Raw genomic sequence first — 18,894 nt, 5'->3', positions numbered from 1 at the left:
CATGTGTTTTATTAATTATTAACTATATAAATTTATTATTATGGTATTAGCTGGAATCGGAGCTGGATTAGCTGTAATCGGAGCAGGTCTTGGAATTGGAAAAATTGGTGGATCTGCAATGGATGCAATAGCTCGTCAGCCAGAAGCTGCTGGAAAAATCCAAACTGCTATGATTATCGCTGCTGCACTTATTGAAGGTGTTGCACTTTTCGCAGTAGTTGTTGCTTTAATTGCAAAGTAATTAAAAATTAAAATTTCCTGTAGCGGTTGGCTACAGGGAGTTTTTATTTCTAAAACAAAAAAATTATTTTAAATATATACATATGAATTTTACAGCACCGGAGAGTTTAATTTTTTGGACATCGATCATTTTCTTTGTTTTCTTTCTACTTATGAGAAAATTTGCTTGGAAACCAATTTTGGGAGCAGTAAAAGGTCGTGAAGAATCGATTAACAATGCTTTAGCATCTGCAGAATCTGCGCGTAGAGAAATCCAGAATTTAACTGCTGACAACGAACGCATTTTACAAGAAGCTAGAATGGAACGTGATTCTTTATTAAAAGAAGCGCGTGATATGAGAGAAAAAATGATTGCTGATTCTAAAGCTGATGCACAAGCAGAAGGCGCTAGAATGATTGCTCAAGCAAAAACAGCTATTGAATCTGAGAAAAATGCAGCTATGGCTGAATTGAAATCTCATGTTTCTACGTTGTCATTGAGTATCGCAGAGAAATTATTGAAAGAGGAATTATCTAATAAAGAAGCTCAAACTAAATTAGTTGAGAAAATGTTAGGTGCCGTAAAATTAAACTAAAATTATGTCAGGAACTAGAGCAGCAATTCGTTATGCAAAAGCATTCTTAGACTTAGCTATTTCTGCAGGAAATGAGCAAGAGGTTTATAAAGACATGGCTTTAATCTCTTCAACAATCAAGGGAAATGAGGAACTGAATAATTTTATTCAAAATCCTACAATCTCTGTGAGTGTTAAAGAAAGTGCTTTGACAGAAGTTTTTGCAAACACAACAGGATTGATCAAAAGTCTTTTCCGTTTGTTATTCGAAAACAAAAGATTTGAAATTTTAGAGGAAATTGTTTCTCAATATATTGCTCTTTCAGATGAAAGTAATTGTTTACAGTTAGTGAAAGTAACTACTGCAACTCCTATGGATTCTGCATTAGAAGCAAAAGTTTCTGCTAAAATAAAAGAATTTTCAGATAAAAAGATTACAATAGTAAACATAATAGACCCTTCGATTATTGGAGGATTTATTTTAAGAATTGGCGACAAGCAGTATAATGCTTCTTTAGCTAACAGTTTGCAAGTATTAAAAAAAGAATTAAGTAACTAGTTTTATTGCACATTTAAGTGTCTAAATTATAAATTAAGATGGCGGAAATCAAACCTGCTGAAATTTCAGCAATATTAAGAAAGCAAGTAGAAGGTTTTGAATCTGGCGCTACGCTAGAAGAAGTAGGAACAGTACTTCAAGTTGGAGATGGTATTGCTCGTATTTACGGGCTTTCGAATGTTCAATACGGTGAGTTAGTAGAATTTGACAATGGTTTAGAAGCTATTGTATTGAATCTTGAAGAAGACAATGTTGGTGTGGTACTTTTAGGGCCATCAACAGGAATCAAAGAAGGTTCTACTGCAAAAAGAACACAACGTATCGCTTCTCTTAAAGTGGGAGAGCAAATGGTAGGACGTGTAGTAAACACACTTGGTTTTCCTATTGATGGAAAAGGACCAATCGGTGGTGACTTATACGAAATGCCTTTGGAAAGAAAAGCTCCTGGAGTTATCTTCCGTCAACCAGTTACTGAACCATTACAAACGGGAATAAAAGCAGTAGATGCTATGATACCTGTTGGACGTGGACAACGTGAATTGGTTATTGGTGACCGTCAAACAGGTAAATCAACTGTTTGTATTGACACTATTTTAAATCAAAAAGAATTTTACGATGCAGGAAAACCTGTATTTTGTATATACGTTGCAATTGGGCAAAAAGCTTCAACTGTAGCAGGAATCGCTAAAATGTTAGAAGAAAAAGGTGCAATGGCTTATACAGTTATTGTTGCTGCAAATGCTTCTGATCCAGCTCCAATGCAAGTATATGCTCCTATGGCAGGTGCTGCAATTGGGGAGTATTTTAGAGATTCAGGTCGTCCAGCTTTAATTGTTTATGATGATTTATCTAAACAAGCTGTTGCTTACCGTGAGGTTTCTCTTTTATTAAGAAGACCACCGGGACGTGAGGCATATCCTGGAGACGTTTTCTACCTTCACAGTAGATTATTAGAACGTGCTTGTAAAGTTATCGCTGATGACGGAATTGCTAAAAACATGAATGATTTACCAGATTCTATCAAAGGAATTGTTAAAGGTGGTGGTTCATTAACAGCTTTACCAATTATTGAAACACAAGCTGGTGACGTTTCTGCATATATCCCAACAAACGTAATTTCGATTACAGATGGTCAAATTTTCCTTGATGGAGATTTGTTTAACTCTGGAGTACGTCCTGCAATTAACGTAGGTATCTCGGTATCTCGTGTTGGAGGAAATGCACAAATTAAATCAATGAAAAAAGTAGCAGGTACTTTGAAACTAGATCAAGCACAATTCCGTGAATTGGAAGCGTTTGCTAAGTTTGGTTCTGACTTAGATGCAGTTACTTTGAATGTAATTGAAAAAGGAAGAAGAAATGTTGAAATCTTGAAACAAGGTTTGAACGATCCTTATACAGTTGAAGATCAAGTTGCGATTATCTATGCTGGTTCAAAAAATCTTTTGAAAAATGTTCCTGTGAACAAAGTGAAAGAATTCGAGAAAGATTTCTTGGAATTCTTGAACAACAAACACAGAGCTACTCTAGATGCTTTGAAAGCAGGTAAGCTTACAGATGAAATTACAGATGTAATTCAGAATGTAGCAAAAGAAATCTCAGCAAAATATAACTAATAAAGTATTAAGTAAGAAGTATTAAGTATCAAGACTATCGCGATACTTAATACTTGATACTTAAATCTTAATACAACAAAAATGGCAAATTTAAAGGAAATCCGTAATAGAATTACTTCCGTTTCATCGACGATGCAAATTACATCGGCAATGAAAATGGTTTCTGCAGCAAAGCTAAAGAAAGCACAAGATGCAATCACAGCCATGCGTCCTTATGCCGAAAAATTGACGGAATTATTACAAAATCTATCTGCAACACTGGAAGGCGATACAGGTGGGGAGTTTACTACACAACGTGAAATCAAAAAAGTATTAGTTGTTGCTATTACTTCTAATAGAGGTTTATGTGGTGCATTTAATTCAAATGTAATTAAGGCAGCTAAAGTTCGTTCAGAGTATTACTCAGGAAAACAAGTTGATATTTTTGCAATAGGTAAAAAAGGAAATGATGTTTTAGTTAAAACAAATAATGTAGTTGAGAATCAAAGTTCAGTTTTTGATAATTTAACTTTTGATAATGTAGCTGCAATCGCAGATACCTTGACAGAGAAATTTCTTTCTGGTGAATATGATAAAATTGAGTTGATTTATAACCAATTTAAAAATGCTGCAACACAAATTGTTCAAGTAGAACAGTTTTTACCGTTAGCACCATTAAAAAGCGATTTAAACCTTACTCCTGGTGATTATATCTTTGAGCCTTCGAAAGAAGAAATTGTATTAACTTTGATTCCAAAATCATTGAAGACACAATTGTACAAAGGAATAAGAGATTCATTTGCTTCAGAACATGGTGCTCGTATGACTGCTATGCATAAAGCAACTGACAATGCAACAGAGTTGAGAAATCAATTGAAATTGACTTACAATAAAGCCCGTCAAGCTGCAATTACTAATGAGATCTTAGAGATCGTTGGTGGAGCAGAAGCGTTGAATGGATAAAAAATTTTTTTTTAAATATCTAAGAGCCAACATTTGTTGGCTCTTTTTTTTGCTTAATTTTATATCTTAAATAAGAATTCAAAAAATGCAACTAGAAATTAGAAGACTCATCACAATAGATGAAATGCTTGGTCAATTTAAGATTATTAAATATTTATATCCCAACTTCACAATAGAAAAATACCATTCTTATCTCACCGAAATGATTCCGCATAATTATACTCAAGTTGGCGTTTTTGAAGGAGAGATTTGTGTAGGACTTTCTGGATTATGGTCTGGTACTAAACTCTGGTCAGGAAAGTATTTAGAAATCGACAATTTTATTGTGCACCCAGACCATCGTTTAAAAGGCATTGGTAAAATGATGACTGATTATATTGATGTTAAAGCTAAGGAAACTGGTTGTACCATGATTGTTTTGGATGCATTTACTAGTAACTTCACTGCGCATAAGTTTTATTATAACCAAGGATATGTTCCTAAAGGGTTTCATTTTTTAAAGATAGTAGACGAAAGCGGATTGTCATAAAATAGATTAATATGAGTTATATTTATAGAGTGTTGGTTTTAATTTTGAGTGCATTTAGTCTTTCTTTTTGTGCTCTAAAACAGAATAACGAAATGGATTTTCCACAAGAAATTGCTGCGGCTTATTTCCAAAAGATAGATAATAATCAAGCAGATGCTAAAGTTGCATTCGATTTTTTTATTGTGTTAGATAAACCAATAGAGCAAGGAACTTTTTTAGATAAAATTTATTTCAAAAATCAAACTGCTATTGTCGAAAAGGAAAATGATCGCACTTTTGTTGCACATTTTCGAAAAGATACAACCAACCAAGATTTAATTTTAGACAGCGATTCTACAAAGGAGTATGGCAATAAAGCGCCTGTTGTTGTGAAGCCAAAATTTGAATTGGAACCCGCCGAAGCAGTATTAGAATATAGAAATAAGGAGAAAACTTTTTTCTACAAAATCAATGGAGTTAAAGAAAGGCCAATGATTCCTAATCCATCAGGGATTAAACCAAAGAATTAGTTATTTTTGTTTTCTAAATATTAATAAGACGCACCATTTTGGGATTATATAAAAGACTTTTTAAACAAACAGCCATATACGGACTCGCAACAGTTTTACCGAGAATGTTTAGTTTTTTGTTGGTTCCGCTTTATACTGATTTGCTTCCAAAGGCAGAGTACGGAAAAGTGTCAGTTATATTCGCGTATATGATATTTATCAACGTGTTTCTGGCTTATGGAATGGAAACGGCTTTCTTTAGGTTTTTTAACAAGGAATCTGATAAAAAGGCGGTGCTTGAAACTTCTATGGTTTCGATTTTTTGGACCACAATATCTTTTTTGTTTATTGCGTTGCTGTTTAGAGATTCGTTAGCAGCATGGTCTGGAATTGATTCCCAGTACATATCTTATACAATTTGGATACTGGCTTTGGATGCTTTGGTTATTATCCCCTTTTCAAAATTAAGAGCTTATCAGAAACCGATGGTCTATGCAGCGATAAAAATTGGGAATGTCTTGGTTAACTTAATTCTCAGCCTTCTATTTTTGTTATACATCCCCATGCTAATAGAGGCAAATCCGTATGGATTTTTAAGTTCTATTTATGTCGACAATTTCCAAATTGGCTATATATTCTTGGCTAATATAATCGCAAGCTTATTGACTTTTGTAGCGCTATTTCCAGATTACGTATATTTAAATTGGAAGATAGATACCAATTTGTGGAAGCGTATGATGCGTTATGGAATGCCCATTATGGTTGCAGGAATTGCCTTTGCCATCAACGAGCAATTTGACAAAATTCTATTATCAAAATTATTGCCTGCAAATATTGCAGAAGACGAGGTAGGAGTATATTCGGCTTGTTACAAACTGGGGTTGTTTATGGTTTTGTATAGAACAGCTTATACCCTAGGAATCGAACCTTTCTTTTTTAGTCACGCCGCAGATAAAAACGCACCGCAGACTTATGCCATGGTGACTAAATATTTTGTCATCTTTGGCTCTTTTATATTACTTGCGGTTATCGTTTTTGCTGATCTTTTTAAACTACTAATGATTCGAGACAGCTCTTATTGGGTTGCAATGAAAGTTGTGCCTTTGATTATTCTGGCTAATTTCTTTTTGGGGATTTATACAAACCTTTCGGTTTGGTACAAATTAATAGACAAGACCTACATTGGCGCTTATATTTCCATCGTGGGTGCAATAATCACTTTAGTGCTTAACTTTTTGTTGATTCCCACAATGAGTTATTACGGTTCGGCCATAGCTACAATTGCTGCTTACGGAAGTATGATGTTTATTTCCTATTATTTAGGGAATAAATACTATCCCATTCCATACGATTTAAAGAAAATAGGCGGATATCTCTCGCTATCGATATTTTTCTCAGCCGTATCCTTTTATGGATTCAGAGAAAATTACTATGTTGGAATCAGTTTATTAATCGCATTTCTTTATTTCATCTATCACAATGAAAAAGAAATGTTGATGAAAATTTTAAAGAAATAAAATCAATTTGTAGGATCGGCTGGTCAGCTGTCCTAAAATTAAAAATATAAAATATGAGAATACACATTATCAATAAATCGCAACATGCTTTGCCTAACTATGAGACCCTAGCTTCGGCGGGAATGGATTTAAGGGCAAATCTTACGGAGTCAATAACTTTGCCGCCATTAGGGAGAACAATCGTTAAAACCGGTCTTTTTATCGAATTACCAATAGGATTTGAAGCACAGGTGCGTCCAAGAAGCGGACTAGCATTCAAGAACGGAATAACAGTATTAAACAGCCCCGGAACAATAGATGCTGATTACCGTGGTGAAATTGGTGTGATTTTAGTAAATTTATCGAATGAAGCTTTTATGATCCAAAACGGTGAACGGATTGCCCAACTGATTATCGCTAAACACGAACGCGCGGACTGGTTTGAAGTTCAGGAATTATCTGAAACTTCAAGAGGTGAAGGTGGTTTTGGGAGTACTGGAGTGAAGTAGTATTCAGTCTCAGTTATCAGTGGTCAGTCTCAGTATTTCGATATTGAGATTAAAATAAATAAAAATTAACAATAAGGGGATGAGATTGCTTCGTTCCTCGCAATGACAAAAACATGAAAATAATAGTACCAATGGCTGGACGTGGATCCCGCCTTCGCCCTCATACCTTAACAATTCCTAAACCGTTAATTCCCATTGCAGGAAAACCAATTGTTCACCGTCTAGTAGAAGATATTGCAGCTGTGCTAAATCAAGAAATTGAAGAAGTAGCTTTTATCATTCATGAAAGTTTTGGCAAAAAAGTAGAAGAAGAATTAATCGAAATAGCAGAAAAATTAGGTGCTAAGGGAACAATTTATTACCAAAACGAAGCTCTAGGAACCGGTCATGCTATCATGTGCGCTAAAGATTCTTTAAGCGGACCAGCAGTTATCGCATATGCAGATACTTTAATTCGTGCTGATTTCGATTTAGATAAAGATGCTGATAGTGTTATTTGGGTAAAACAAGTAGATCATCCGGAAGCTTTTGGTGTAATCAATTTAAATGAAGCTAACGAAATAGTAGAATTAGTTGAGAAACCAAAAGAATTTGTCTCAGATCTTGCAGTAATAGGTATTTATTATTTTAAAGATATCGCAATATTAAAACAAGAGTTACAGTTAGTGTTAGACAACAACATTATCCATGGTGGTGAATACCAAATTAATGATGGAATCAAACAAATGATGGCAAAAGGAATGAAGTTTGTTCCTGGTAAAGTCGACGAGTGGATGGATTGCGGTAATAAAAATGTAACCGTGGAGACGAATTCTAGAATGTTAGGTTTTTTAGAGAAAGAAGATAAAAATTTAGTGGCGGTAAATGTAAGGTTAGACAACTCGACAATTATTCCACCATGCTATATTGGGGAAGATGTATATTTAATTAACTCAACGGTTGGGCCTAATGTTTCTTTAGGAAAAGGTTCTCATGTTACCGGGAGTGTTATTAAAAATAGTTTGATACAAACACATGCACACATTAGCAATGCTAATTTAGACAATGCTATGATAGGGAATCACGCCAGTTTTAATGGTGAATTTACTAGCATTAGCATTGGCGATTATTCGGTGTTAGAATAAGGTATTTTCCCCGTTGTCAAGTTTTTCAACGGGAACATGCAAGCAACTATTTCGCAACAGCTTAAACAGAGCTGTTGCGATTTAAAAAAAAGGAGTCAATGAAAAAATCGGCTTTATGTATTTTATTTCTTGTTTTGCTAAGCAATTCAGCATTGCTATTGGCACAAACAGAGCCGCAAGACATAAAGTTAAATACAGATAAGTTTCGGGATTATTTTTATGAATCCTTAAAGCAAAAGGGAATCGAAAACTACGATAAAGCGATTATAGCTTTGGAGCAATGTTTGAAAATCGAACCTCAGAATGCTACTATTCATTTCGAATTAGGAAAAAATTACTTGGCTTTAAAAGAGTATCAAAAGGCTTACAGTGCCTTTGAACGCGCCACACAAATTGACCCTACAAACAAATGGTTTTGGGTAGGAATGTATGATGTCGATTATGCGACCAAGGACTACGTCAACGCCATAAAAACGATCAACAAACTCATCCCATTCGATGCTAAATTCAAGGAAGACTTGACCTCGCTTTACATGAGTACGAGTCAATTTGACAAAGCATTAGATCTCATTAATGAACTCAATGAAACTTCTGGAAAGTCGGATAGAAGGGAAGCCTACAAAATTCAGATTTTGTCCCAAGGGAAATATCAGAACGCAGAAATTACCAATTTAATTGAGCAAATTAAAAAATACCCGAATGAGGAATCCAACTATATTTCACTGATTTATCTGTATTCTAAAAACAATGAAACCGATAAAGTGTTGGAAACGGCACGAAAATTGGAAATAGCCATTCCCGCATCCGAGTGGGCTCAAGTCAGCTTGTTCAAATACCATTTAGAGAAAAATGAAGCAGAAAAGGCTATTAACGCCATGAATATTGCTTTGGCTAGTGCCAAAATAGATTCTAAAATTAAACACCGAATTCTGAATGAGTTCTTGATTTATGTAAATGCAAATCCGCAGTTTGCGCCTGATTTAGAAAAGGCTGTTGGTTATTTTGACACTGATCCAGATGTGAATGTAGCCAAGGAAATAGGCAAGTTTTATCAAAATAAAAAACAATGGGACAAAGCCATTGGGTATTATGAAAAAGCAAATGCTAGAAACGCGGATGTAGATATAGAAACGAATTTACTTTTGCTTCAAGCATATACAGAATCAAAAGACTTCACAAAGGCAGCAAAAAAAGCCATCGATATGGTAGATTTATTTCCTGCTCAGTCACAGTTTTATTATTATGCTGGATTAGCATACAACCAACTTTCTCAGTTTAAAAAAGCAAAGGAAATGTTAGAAATGGGAATGGATTATTTGGTTGAGGATAAGGCATTAGAAATAAACTTCAACATACAACTTGGCGAAGCATACAATGGTTTGGGAGATCAAAAGAAAAAAGATTTCTATTTTTCCAAAGCCAATCAATTATTAAAATAATAAAATTAAAATGAATAAATTCTTAGCATTATTAGCGGTTGTTCTACTATTCTCGTGCAAATCAAAATCGGTTGTGACAGAAGCTACGACACCAGCGACTTATTTAAAAGCAAATAAAATAATAGCAAAGCACTATGACAATAAAAGCGATTTTTCGACATTATATATAAAGGCTAATGCCAGATATTCTGATGATAAACAGACCCAAAATGTTACTGCTGAAATCAAAATTAAGAAAGACGAACAAATTTTAGTGAGTGTTCGTTTTCTCGGAATAACAATGGCTAAAGCGAGTATTACACCAACATCAGTTAGTTATTACGAAAAAATAAAAGGTACTTATTTTGAAGGTGATTTTAGCGCTTTGAGTCAATGGCTCGGTACTGATTTGGATTTTAATAAGATTCAAAACATGTTGATAGGGGAAGCTTTGGATGATTTGACAAAAGGAAAATACAAGGAATCATTAGTGGAACAGCTGTATCGATTGGATGATTTGGCAAACGATAATACAAAAAAAACATTCTATATTAGCGCAGCCGATTTTACTGTTCAAAGACAAGAAATCACACAAACAGCCGAAGGTAGAATGATTCAGGTGGCTTATGCAAATATCAAGGATTTTAAGGTGTCAAAATTGCCAACTAATGTTGAAATTAAGACGTTTCAACCCAATGGGAAATCAGAAATTAATTTAGAGTACAATAATATAACCTTCAATGAGGAACTTTCTTTCCCTTATAGTGTTCCAAATGGTTACAATAGAATTATAATTAAGTAAATTTGCACAAATATATTTTTAAGATGCCAAAATTTCTCCTTAGCCTACTGTTTATATGCATGACTTCTGTGATGTGGAGTCAGTCTTCTCAACAAGAAAAGTTAGAACAACGAAAAGCCGAAATCCAAAAGGAGATTAGAGAGAATGAGAAAATGTTGAAAAACGTTCAATCAAAGGAAAAATCAGCGATGAACGTGTATGTGATCCAAAAAAACAAGATCAGACTAAAGGAAACGTTGATTAATACTACTGAAAAGCAAACCAAGCTTTTGGCCAATGATATGTATATTAATCAAATGAAAATCAACAAGCTTAATAAAGAGCTTGAGGTTCTTAAAGGAGATTATGCCCAAATGATTGTAAAATCATACAAAAGCCGTTCAGAACAAAGTAGAGCGATGTTTATACTTTCGGCTGAGAACTTTTTACAAGCTTATAAAAGAGCACAATATTTAAAACAATATACCAGTTTTAGAAAAAACCAAGGCGAGGAGATTAAGTCAAAATCTACTGAACTGGTTACTTATAATGATAAATTAAAAGTTCAAAAAGTAGCCAAACAAAAACTTTTAGTAGAAAACAAAAAGGAAAGAGAAGGTCTTGTGAAGGAGAAAGTAGAGCAGGAAAAACTGGTAAATTCGATTAAGAAAGATAAAAACAGAATTGTATCTGACATTCGAAAAAAACAAAGAGAGTCTAAAACAATCGATAAACAAATTGACCGTTTGATTCGGGAGGCAATTGCCGAAGCAAATAGAAAAGCCGCATTAGAGAAAGCAAAAGCGAGAGCATTAGCCGAAAAGTCGAATGCTAGTCCTAAAGAGGTCGCTGCTGCGGTGGCTAAAAAGCCTGTTTCTTCTTCTAGAATAGAGCTGACACCAGAAGACAAATTAATTGCCGATAGCTTTAAAGCAAACAGAGGAAGCCTTCCGTGGCCTGTCGAAAAAGGATTTATTTCATTAGGTTATGGATCTCAAGCGCATCCTATTTATCATACTTTGGTAATTAATAATAGTGGAGTAGAGATAACCACAAATGAAGGCGCTAATGCAAGAGCCGTTTTTGGCGGAGAAGTATCCAGTATTATGGTGTTGTCTCCGGTAAATAAAGCGGTAATGATACAACATGGAGATTATTTTACCATCTATCAAAACTTAAGCACTGTGTCAGTTAGTAAAGGAGATAAAGTAAGTATCAAACAAAATCTAGGTAGAGTGCGAACTAATGGAGATACTGGTAAAACAGTTATCAAGTTCCTGCTGTTACAAAACACAACTTATACAAATCCTCAAGGATGGTTGTCGAATAAATAATAGCGGCTGTATATTAGTAGAGTCAAAAAAAAGCACTATCAAATTCTTAGGAATTCGAGAGTGCTTTTTTTTGACTCTAACTTATAAATAATACAAGGTAATTTCTTTGTCATGCTGAAAGCTACACTCAAAGCTCTATAGCAATAGAATTAGGAGGATTCAAGAGCGATACCGATAGCAATCAATACAGTCTAATTGCATTGCGCTATTATCATATTAAATTGGGGCTTTATAACTCTATTAAAAATTTGTTTGGTGTAGAATTACGCTTCAATTAAAAAGGCGGTATCGAATTCCTAGGAGTTCGATACTGCCTTTTTTTATGGCTCTAACTTATAAATAATATACGCTAGTTTCATTGTCACGCAAGAAGCTACTCAATGCTTGAGAGCAATAGAGCTGGGACGATTTATAAGTAACACCAGCAGCATAAATGCTATTCTTATACTATGATTGCTATTTATTCAACTTATTAAACTCTTTAAATAACTCTAACAAATTAGTAATAGACTTCACTAAATCATTTACTTCTAGCAATAAAGCAAAATACAATTTACTATTTTTCGGACTTGTTTCAGTGGTTCTGATTGTTTTGATTTGTTTAGTAATCAATTCAGAAACCGTATCTAATAGTACTTGCTTGTCATTTAAAATGTGGTCAATTGTATTAAAATCTTCATTTTTAAAACTCTCTTCCAGCGAATGTAGCAATTGTTGCAATTGCTTATCAATTATTTTCAATCCTTTAATTTGATTGAATTTTAATTTTTTATGATTGTTATTAACGTGCGAATAACTATTTGAGGTTATAAAGTCTATAGATTGAACCATATCTTGTAAATAACCCAAGATTAAAATATAGAATTTACTGGCTTCAACTGAATTGTCATCGAGATTTTTAATCAAGTAAAAGACATTGTTTTTTAGTTCATCGATTTCCTTTTCTAACTTCTTCTGGTCTTTTTTATTCTCTTTTAACTTCGCTAAATCTTCTAAACCTAAGTTATCAACTAAATTAGAATATAATGCGCTAGTTTTACGGAAAACCTTAGATATTTGCGCTGAACTTTCAGTAATCATATCTTTCACTGTTCCAATATCTTCTCTACGTAAGCTTTTAACTTCTTCTTCGTTTTTTACCTTCTCTTTATGTTTTCTAGAGCTTTTATATAGCATAATTCCTAACATAATTATCAAGCCAAAAAACGCAAAAACTTCGCCTACTTTTAAAATATAAGCCATGATAACAGCTAAGAAGAATGCAATTATTGCCGTAAAAAACCAACCGCCAATAACTTTAAAAACACCAGCTATTCTATAAACAGCACTTTCTCTGTCCCATGCTCTGTCAGCAAATGACGTTCCCATGGCAACCATAAACGTAACATAAGTAGTAGATAGTGGTAATTTTAAAGATGTTCCAATTGAAATTAAAATACTAGCAACCATTAAGTTTACAGAAGCTCGTACCATATCAAAAGCAGGTTCGTCCGCTGATTTTTTCTTGGATTTCTCTACGTTTATAAATCGGCTATCGATTTTAATTTGCAATTTTTTTGGTAAAAAAACATTAATCACTTGGCCAAGAGAAACTCCAAACCTAACAATAAATCTCGAAGCAGTGTTAGGTGTAAATTTCTCGTCCCCTTCACCTTGTCTTGATAAATTCACGCCTGTTTCAATAACACTTTTTGCCTTTTTTGATGTCCATAATGTTATTACCATTACAACTCCAGCAAACAATAAAAAATAAAATGGAGCTACAATGTCATCATTTGCTAAAGCGCCCATCATAAATTCATCGCCAGAAATACCGCTGCCTTGGAAAATTTGGTACGAATTATATGCCGCAATCGGTACTCCAATGAAGTTAACTAAATCATTCCCCGCAAAAGCTAGTGCTAATGCAAAGGTTCCAATAAGAATGATGACTCTTAGAATATTAACTTTAAAATAGCTAATTAGTAATTGAGATAATAGTGTAAAAAACACAAAATTAACTCCGAGAATTACGAATTGATTTTTGTCAATCCACTCAAATTGTGCTGCTGAAATAAAGGAGACACCTTTCAATCCTTTGATTAAAATAAAGAAAGTAATCGCTGAAATAGCAACTCCTCCAAATATAGCCCCAAAATATTTCAGCTTTTTTTCGTAATGAAAAGTAAAAATAAGTCTAGAAATATACTGGATAAAACTACCTAAAGCAAAAGATAAAATCACAGAAAGCAAGATGCTGTAAACGATAGCTGAGGCTTTCTTTGTATTGATATACATCCCTAAATGGCCTAGTGTCTCATCTGAAGTGTATATTTTATAAAGTGCTAAACAGACTGCTGCTCCCAATAATTCGAAAATAATAGAAACTGTAGTAGAAGTTGGTAAACCTAATGAGTTAAAAACATCCAATAACAAAATATCAGAAATCATAACCGCTAAGAAGATAATCATGACGTCATTAAAACTAAACATGCTCGGTACAAAAATACCACTTCTTGCAATTTCCATCATTCCACTGGAAAATAAGGCTCCAATTAATACCCCAAGACTCGCTACAATCATTGTGGTTTTGAATGAAACGGCTTTAGAACCTATGGCGGAATTTAAAAAATTCACGGCATCATTACTAACTCCAACCATTAAATCGATGACGGCTAGAACTCCTAAAACCAATAACATTATTACGTAAATCTGATCCATTTTAAATTAAGGTTATATTTTCTACAAAAGTCTATTAACATTTTTATTTGTATGTTAACTTAATGTTATCAAAAGCCATAAAATGCACTTTTTTTTAAAATAGAAGCACATAATTTAATTTAAGAGTTCTTTTTGGATGTAATTGAAATTTCAGAAAATAGATTTGTGTTATAAAATGAAGGCAGTAAACCATTCTTCCGAATCGCGTACTGCCTTGTATAATCTTTTTTTATAGTCTTAATTTTCTTTTTATTCAAAAGTAGATTCTGTCGATTTCATCATCCTTTCTGTAGTCCAGGTTCCGGAAACAATCATTCGTCTTATAGTATAAAGTGGATCAATAGAATCTCTCTTAGTAGATAAAATATAAGCCATTTTATAGCCACTCTTTTTCAATTCAGGAATTGCTGCAGTATTCCACAAACCAAAAGGATAAGCAAAGTCAGTTAAAGGTTTCCCGATTATTTCTTCTAGTTTTGCTTTTGGTTTAACCAATTGGGTATTCCAGTCTTCACCAGAATATTTAGTGACCATGTGGTGGTCCCAAGTATGTGCCGCAACAACATGTCCCTCATCAGCAAGGCTTTTTATCTCCTCTTTGCTCATATATCCAGGACGATTAATAGAAACGGTCATTACAAAAAACACGCCTTTAAAACCGTATTTTTTCATTTCGGCTGCGCCAATGCTGTATTGTTCGGCACGGGTATCGTCAAAAGTAATCATGATGGGTTTAGCAGGTAGTGGAGCGTTGTGAACTAAATACTCATACAGCTGCTCTGGCAAAATACTATTATAACCTGCCTCCGACAATGCTTTCATTTGCGCTACAAAATCAACTGGTTTTACGGTGTAAACTTTTGTCATTGCACCAGCACTTGCATTAAAATCCTTAATTTGATGATAGCAAAGTATAGGCACCTCTTTTTTTGCAAGAATGGCGGCCGCATCGTTAGTCACTTTTTGTGGCTCTGTTTTATTTTCGACTTTATTTACTAAGGTTACTTTCTCAGGGTTTTCATCCTTAGAAGTTTCCTCCGCCTTAGATTGGCAACCTTGTAAAATAATAAGTCCTAAAAATAGGCCGGCGAAATATTTTTTCATTGTACTAGATATTATTGAAATTGGATATAGCTGGGTCTTGGAGTTAATTTCAGTAATTCTTCTGGTTCATATATTTTCCAATCGTTCCAATTGTCATTTTTGTAAAATAATTTAAAACCGGTAAATTGAACTGGTTCTCTCTTTATGTAGGTCAAGTAAGTCGATTTTTTTAAAACTTTGCTACCAAAACCGTCCATATGCATCACTACTTGTACCTCAGGAAGAGTTTTAATATTTTTATAATTGGTTACCATTCCTTGAGTAAAACGGTGTATCACAAAAACTTTAGGAGGCAAGTTGTTTTCGCGAACTACTTTAGCCATAATATCGATAGCATCATTCAGGTCAGCTGCGTCAAAAGTTCCAATTTTTTTTCCTGGAATTTCTCCGTTTTTCATCGAAAACTCAGGGTCGATACCTAAATGAACGTTAGGCAATTTTAAATACTCAACTAATTCGCTCACTTCTTTTTTTACAGTACTATGTCCTACTTGAATATCTAAAAACACTAAAGCATCAATAGGTTTTGCCCATTTAATTACCGTATCGATCTGTTTAAACGGCATACGCATGCGGTGCATGTTATCTTTTCCTGGTGCACCTTGAGCCGTTACTGCAATATAATGGAAAGCAGGGATTGCCTTCACGGTAGGATCTGCAGCATTCCATTTAGCCACTTCGCCTTTTAATTTTTCGATCATTACCGCTCTAGGATATTCTCCTAAAACGCCCATTCTTGTAGAATATAAGTTTCCATAAAAAGCGATGATTCTATTGTACGGCAATATCGCGCCAGGTAAAGGATAAGGCGTTTTTACCGGCCATCTTCCCGTAGTGTCGTTGCTTAAAGCGATCATTCTTTTATTGTAGTCCACAGTATCGATGGTCGAAACTGCTTTTTTCTTAACTGTGTCAACAGACGCCGTTTTTACTTTTTCAATTTCTACTTTTTCATCCGCGGCTTTGCCTTGGTTGCAACTACTAAGAAGAGTTAAAACGGAAAGTGAAAGGACTACTACAATGTGCTTTTTCATAAAAAATATTTCTAAGAGATTCAAAACAAAGGTAAACCTAAATATAGGCTATTTATTATAATTTAGTCACAAGGTTTTCTAATATATTCACAATCGAATGCGCTGGCTATTCCTGTTTGATTCCATAATAGAAAAAACTAACTTTATCAAAGTTTTATTTACATCTAAAGAGAATCCGTTGTTCAAAATCAGCCCTAATTTCCCAGCCCTATTGTTATCGTTATTTTGCTGTGTTTCTAGCTACAGCCAAGTGCGAAAAGACACCACAGCCCTTTCTGAAATAGTGATTGCTTCGCCTATTGCTACCACTCTTCAAAAAACGGCTGCCGCCCTTGCTGTGATTCGGACCAAAGATCTGGAGCGAACTGACGGCGTGATTCTTACTTCTGTTTTAAATGCAGTTCCAGGAATTTATATGCAGCAAGGTGCCTTGAATACGAACCGAATCACAATTCGTGGCATTGGATCCCGAACTCAATATGGAACAAACAAAGTAAAAGCCTATTTTGAAGGCATTCCATTGACAACGGCCGAAGGCGAAACCAGCATTGAAGACATCGATTTAGAAACCATTAGCCGAATCGAAATTATCAAAGGACCTAATTCCACGAGTTTTGGATCTGGTTTAGGTGGAGTTATCCAATTATTTTCGAAAGATATTCTTAGTAATCAATCATTTGCGAAATCGAAAACTACCGTGGGTAGTTATGGATTATTGCAGCAATCTTTTTCTGGTGGATATGGTACTGAAAAATCTACACTTTTTTCTAATTATTCCCATTTGCAAAGCGACGGCTTTAGAGCTAACAGTGCCTACGATAGAAAAGCGTTTACTTTGCACGGAAAACAATCAATAAGCGACAATGGGAGTCTTTCTTTTATAGGGAACTATACCCGATTAAAAGCGTTTATCGCTAGTTCGATAAACGAAACTGATTTTAAAAACATGCCCGAAAAAGCGGCGGCTAACTGGGCTGCGGCCCAAGGTTATGAATCCTATGACAAAGTACTTTTAGGATTGGGTTACCAACATCAATTGTCGGAGAAATGGAGTTTTAAAACCAATGTATTTTCTAATTTTAAAGATGCTTATGAACCGCGACCTTTTGATATTTTGGACGATAAAATTACTTCTATTGGTTTGCGCTCCACCTTAAACTTTCGATCTAAATTATTCTCCATTCCCTTTGAAGCAAGCATAGGAACCGAAATGGCGACAGAGCGATATGCTTTTTCTCTTTTCGAAAATAAATACCAGTCGCAACCCAATCAAGGAAGTATCCAGGGCGTCGAGTTCAGTAGTATGAAGCAAAATAGAAATTATCGAAATTATTTCCTGCAAATGGATTTCGAGCTGACTCAAAAGCTTCATCTTGAAACGGGAGTAGCGTTGAACACAACTCAATATTCGATCGAAAATACTTTTGAAACAAACACTGCTATCGAAAAAAAATCATATACTTTTGGGAATGTATGGTCGCCGCGATTAGGGATTTCGTATGCCGTTGCAGCTTCCAAGAACATTTATGCCTCCGTAAGCAAAGGTTTTTCTGTTCCTTCGGTTGCTGAAACACTGACACCAGATGGCGAAATCAACACGAATCTAAAACCAGAAATGGGCTATAATTACGAATTGGGGTTTAAAGGAAACTGGTTGCAAAAACGATTGTACACTGATGTTGCTTTTTTCAGTACTCAAATCACTAATTTATTAGTCGCTCGCCGCACCGCCGAAGATCAGTTTGTAGGAATCAATGCAGGAGAAAGTTCGCATCGAGGAGTAGAACTGGGGCTAAATTATCAGCTGGTAAATACAGATCGCTTCCAACTTACACCTTATTTTTCGGGTACTTTTAATGATTTTAAATTCAAAGATTTTGTTGATGGTGATAAAGATTATTCCGGTAACGCACTTACGGGAGTTCCAAATAAGCAATGGAATGTAGGTGTCGATGCCAAAACGGCTTCGGGTTTTACAGCGAATGCGTCTTATTTACATGTAGGTGCTATTCCTATGAATGATTCAAGTACCAAGTATAGCCAGGCGTACGGTCTTGTAAATGTAAAATTCGGCTACAGCCTTACAATTTTAAAATTCTTAAAAACCGAGTTTACCACTGGAATCAACAACTTAGCAAATACTAAGTATGCCGCAAGTATTCTGCCAAATGCTGTTGGTTTTGGTAAAGCGTTACCGCGCTATTATTATCCCGGGAATCCAAGAAATTATTACGCAGGTTTTTCAGTTTCTTATATTTTCAGTGGCCTCAAATAAAGTTTAAAACTAAGTGCTTTCAGTGCAGCTCGCTTTAGCTACTAAAAACTATCAGACCGCAAATTCGCAAATTTAAAAATAATTATAATTTGCAAATTTGCGGTCAATATTTATAACACAATTATTTAGACTTTCAGTTCATTTTGGTTTATTTCATTCGATAAAAATTAAAACACATAGTTGTGTTAAAA

Annotated in this window: 17 protein-coding genes; 14 read left to right on the top strand and 3 right to left on the bottom strand. The window is 34.6% G+C overall.

What is annotated here, in order from left to right; all coding sequences use genetic code 11:
* Nucleotides 1-40 precede the first annotated feature (40 nt).
* The 13 genes from atpE to E0F98_RS03830 all read left to right on the top strand — a co-directional run bounded on the left by atpE (nt 41) and on the right by E0F98_RS03830 (nt 11,590).
* A complete protein-coding gene (atpE, locus tag E0F98_RS03890; RefSeq protein WP_031453874.1) occupies nt 41-241 on the top strand; it encodes an ATP synthase F0 subunit C in 201 nt (66 codons plus the stop codon).
* An 82-nt stretch (nt 242-323) separates the two neighbouring features.
* Entirely contained in the window at nt 324-815 is a 492-nt protein-coding gene (locus E0F98_RS03885; RefSeq protein ID WP_132109272.1) for a F0F1 ATP synthase subunit B, read from the top strand.
* 4 nt (nt 816-819) lie between these two features.
* Nucleotides 820-1,353, top strand: coding sequence for an ATP synthase F1 subunit delta (atpH, locus tag E0F98_RS03880; protein WP_132109271.1), 534 nt, complete (start codon nt 820-822; stop codon nt 1,351-1,353).
* A gap of 38 nt (nt 1,354-1,391) precedes the next feature.
* Complete coding sequence (atpA, locus tag E0F98_RS03875; protein WP_132109270.1) at nt 1,392-2,969, top strand: F0F1 ATP synthase subunit alpha; 1,578 nt, start codon at nt 1,392-1,394, stop codon at nt 2,967-2,969.
* An 81-nt stretch (nt 2,970-3,050) separates the two neighbouring features.
* On the top strand, nt 3,051-3,911 hold the full coding sequence (gene atpG / locus E0F98_RS03870; protein ID WP_132109269.1) for an ATP synthase F1 subunit gamma: 861 nt from the start codon (nt 3,051-3,053) through the stop codon (nt 3,909-3,911).
* Nucleotides 3,912-3,996: 85 nt separating this feature from the next.
* Nucleotides 3,997-4,440: a GNAT family N-acetyltransferase gene (locus tag E0F98_RS03865; protein ID WP_132109268.1), complete on the top strand. Its 444-nt coding sequence runs from the start codon at nt 3,997-3,999 to the stop codon at nt 4,438-4,440.
* A gap of 11 nt (nt 4,441-4,451) precedes the next feature.
* Nucleotides 4,452-4,949 carry a hypothetical protein gene (locus tag E0F98_RS03860; RefSeq protein WP_132109267.1) on the top strand — a complete coding sequence of 166 codons (498 nt, stop codon included), beginning with the start codon at nt 4,452-4,454 and terminating at the stop codon, nt 4,947-4,949.
* A gap of 38 nt (nt 4,950-4,987) precedes the next feature.
* Nucleotides 4,988-6,445 (top strand): lipopolysaccharide biosynthesis protein, encoded by a 1,458-nt coding sequence (locus E0F98_RS03855; RefSeq protein ID WP_132109266.1) that lies wholly within the window; start codon nt 4,988-4,990, stop codon nt 6,443-6,445.
* A gap of 53 nt (nt 6,446-6,498) precedes the next feature.
* Entirely contained in the window at nt 6,499-6,933 is a 435-nt protein-coding gene (dut, locus tag E0F98_RS03850) for a dUTP diphosphatase (protein ID WP_132109265.1), read from the top strand.
* 113 nt (nt 6,934-7,046) lie between these two features.
* Nucleotides 7,047-8,057: a sugar phosphate nucleotidyltransferase gene (locus E0F98_RS03845; protein ID WP_132109264.1), complete on the top strand. Its 1,011-nt coding sequence runs from the start codon at nt 7,047-7,049 to the stop codon at nt 8,055-8,057.
* A gap of 98 nt (nt 8,058-8,155) precedes the next feature.
* Nucleotides 8,156-9,496 carry a tetratricopeptide repeat protein gene (locus tag E0F98_RS03840; RefSeq protein ID WP_132109263.1) on the top strand — a complete coding sequence of 447 codons (1,341 nt, stop codon included), beginning with the start codon at nt 8,156-8,158 and terminating at the stop codon, nt 9,494-9,496.
* Between the two features lie 10 nt (nt 9,497-9,506).
* Nucleotides 9,507-10,277 (top strand): DUF4292 domain-containing protein, encoded by a 771-nt coding sequence (locus E0F98_RS03835; RefSeq protein ID WP_132109262.1) that lies wholly within the window; start codon nt 9,507-9,509, stop codon nt 10,275-10,277.
* A gap of 23 nt (nt 10,278-10,300) precedes the next feature.
* Complete coding sequence (locus tag E0F98_RS03830; RefSeq protein ID WP_165929275.1) at nt 10,301-11,590, top strand: murein hydrolase activator EnvC family protein; 1,290 nt, start codon at nt 10,301-10,303, stop codon at nt 11,588-11,590.
* A gap of 456 nt (nt 11,591-12,046) precedes the next feature.
* Here E0F98_RS03830 and E0F98_RS03825 read toward each other — a convergent pair whose 3' ends face one another.
* From E0F98_RS03825 to E0F98_RS03815, 3 genes are all read right to left on the bottom strand, one after another.
* Nucleotides 12,047-14,290, bottom strand: coding sequence for an inorganic phosphate transporter (locus E0F98_RS03825; RefSeq protein ID WP_132109261.1), 2,244 nt, complete (start codon nt 14,288-14,290; stop codon nt 12,047-12,049).
* 249 nt (nt 14,291-14,539) lie between these two features.
* Nucleotides 14,540-15,394, bottom strand: a complete 855-nt coding sequence (locus E0F98_RS03820) for a polysaccharide deacetylase family protein (RefSeq protein WP_132109260.1) — start codon at nt 15,392-15,394, stop codon at nt 14,540-14,542.
* A gap of 11 nt (nt 15,395-15,405) precedes the next feature.
* Nucleotides 15,406-16,428, bottom strand: a complete 1,023-nt coding sequence (locus tag E0F98_RS03815; RefSeq protein WP_132109259.1) for a hypothetical protein — start codon at nt 16,426-16,428, stop codon at nt 15,406-15,408.
* 97 nt (nt 16,429-16,525) lie between these two features.
* Here E0F98_RS03815 and E0F98_RS03810 point away from each other — a divergent pair, with 97 nt between their 5' ends.
* Nucleotides 16,526-18,703, top strand: a complete 2,178-nt coding sequence (locus E0F98_RS03810; protein WP_132109258.1) for a TonB-dependent receptor family protein — start codon at nt 16,526-16,528, stop codon at nt 18,701-18,703.
* The last annotated feature ends 191 nt before the right edge of the window (nt 18,704-18,894 follow it).

The organism is Flavobacterium hiemivividum (genome assembly GCF_004349145.1).
GTDB lineage: Bacteria > Bacteroidota > Bacteroidia > Flavobacteriales > Flavobacteriaceae > Flavobacterium > Flavobacterium hiemivividum.
The sequence above is the reverse complement of the archived record's forward strand: the minus strand, read 5'-3'. Positions and strand labels throughout refer to the sequence as shown.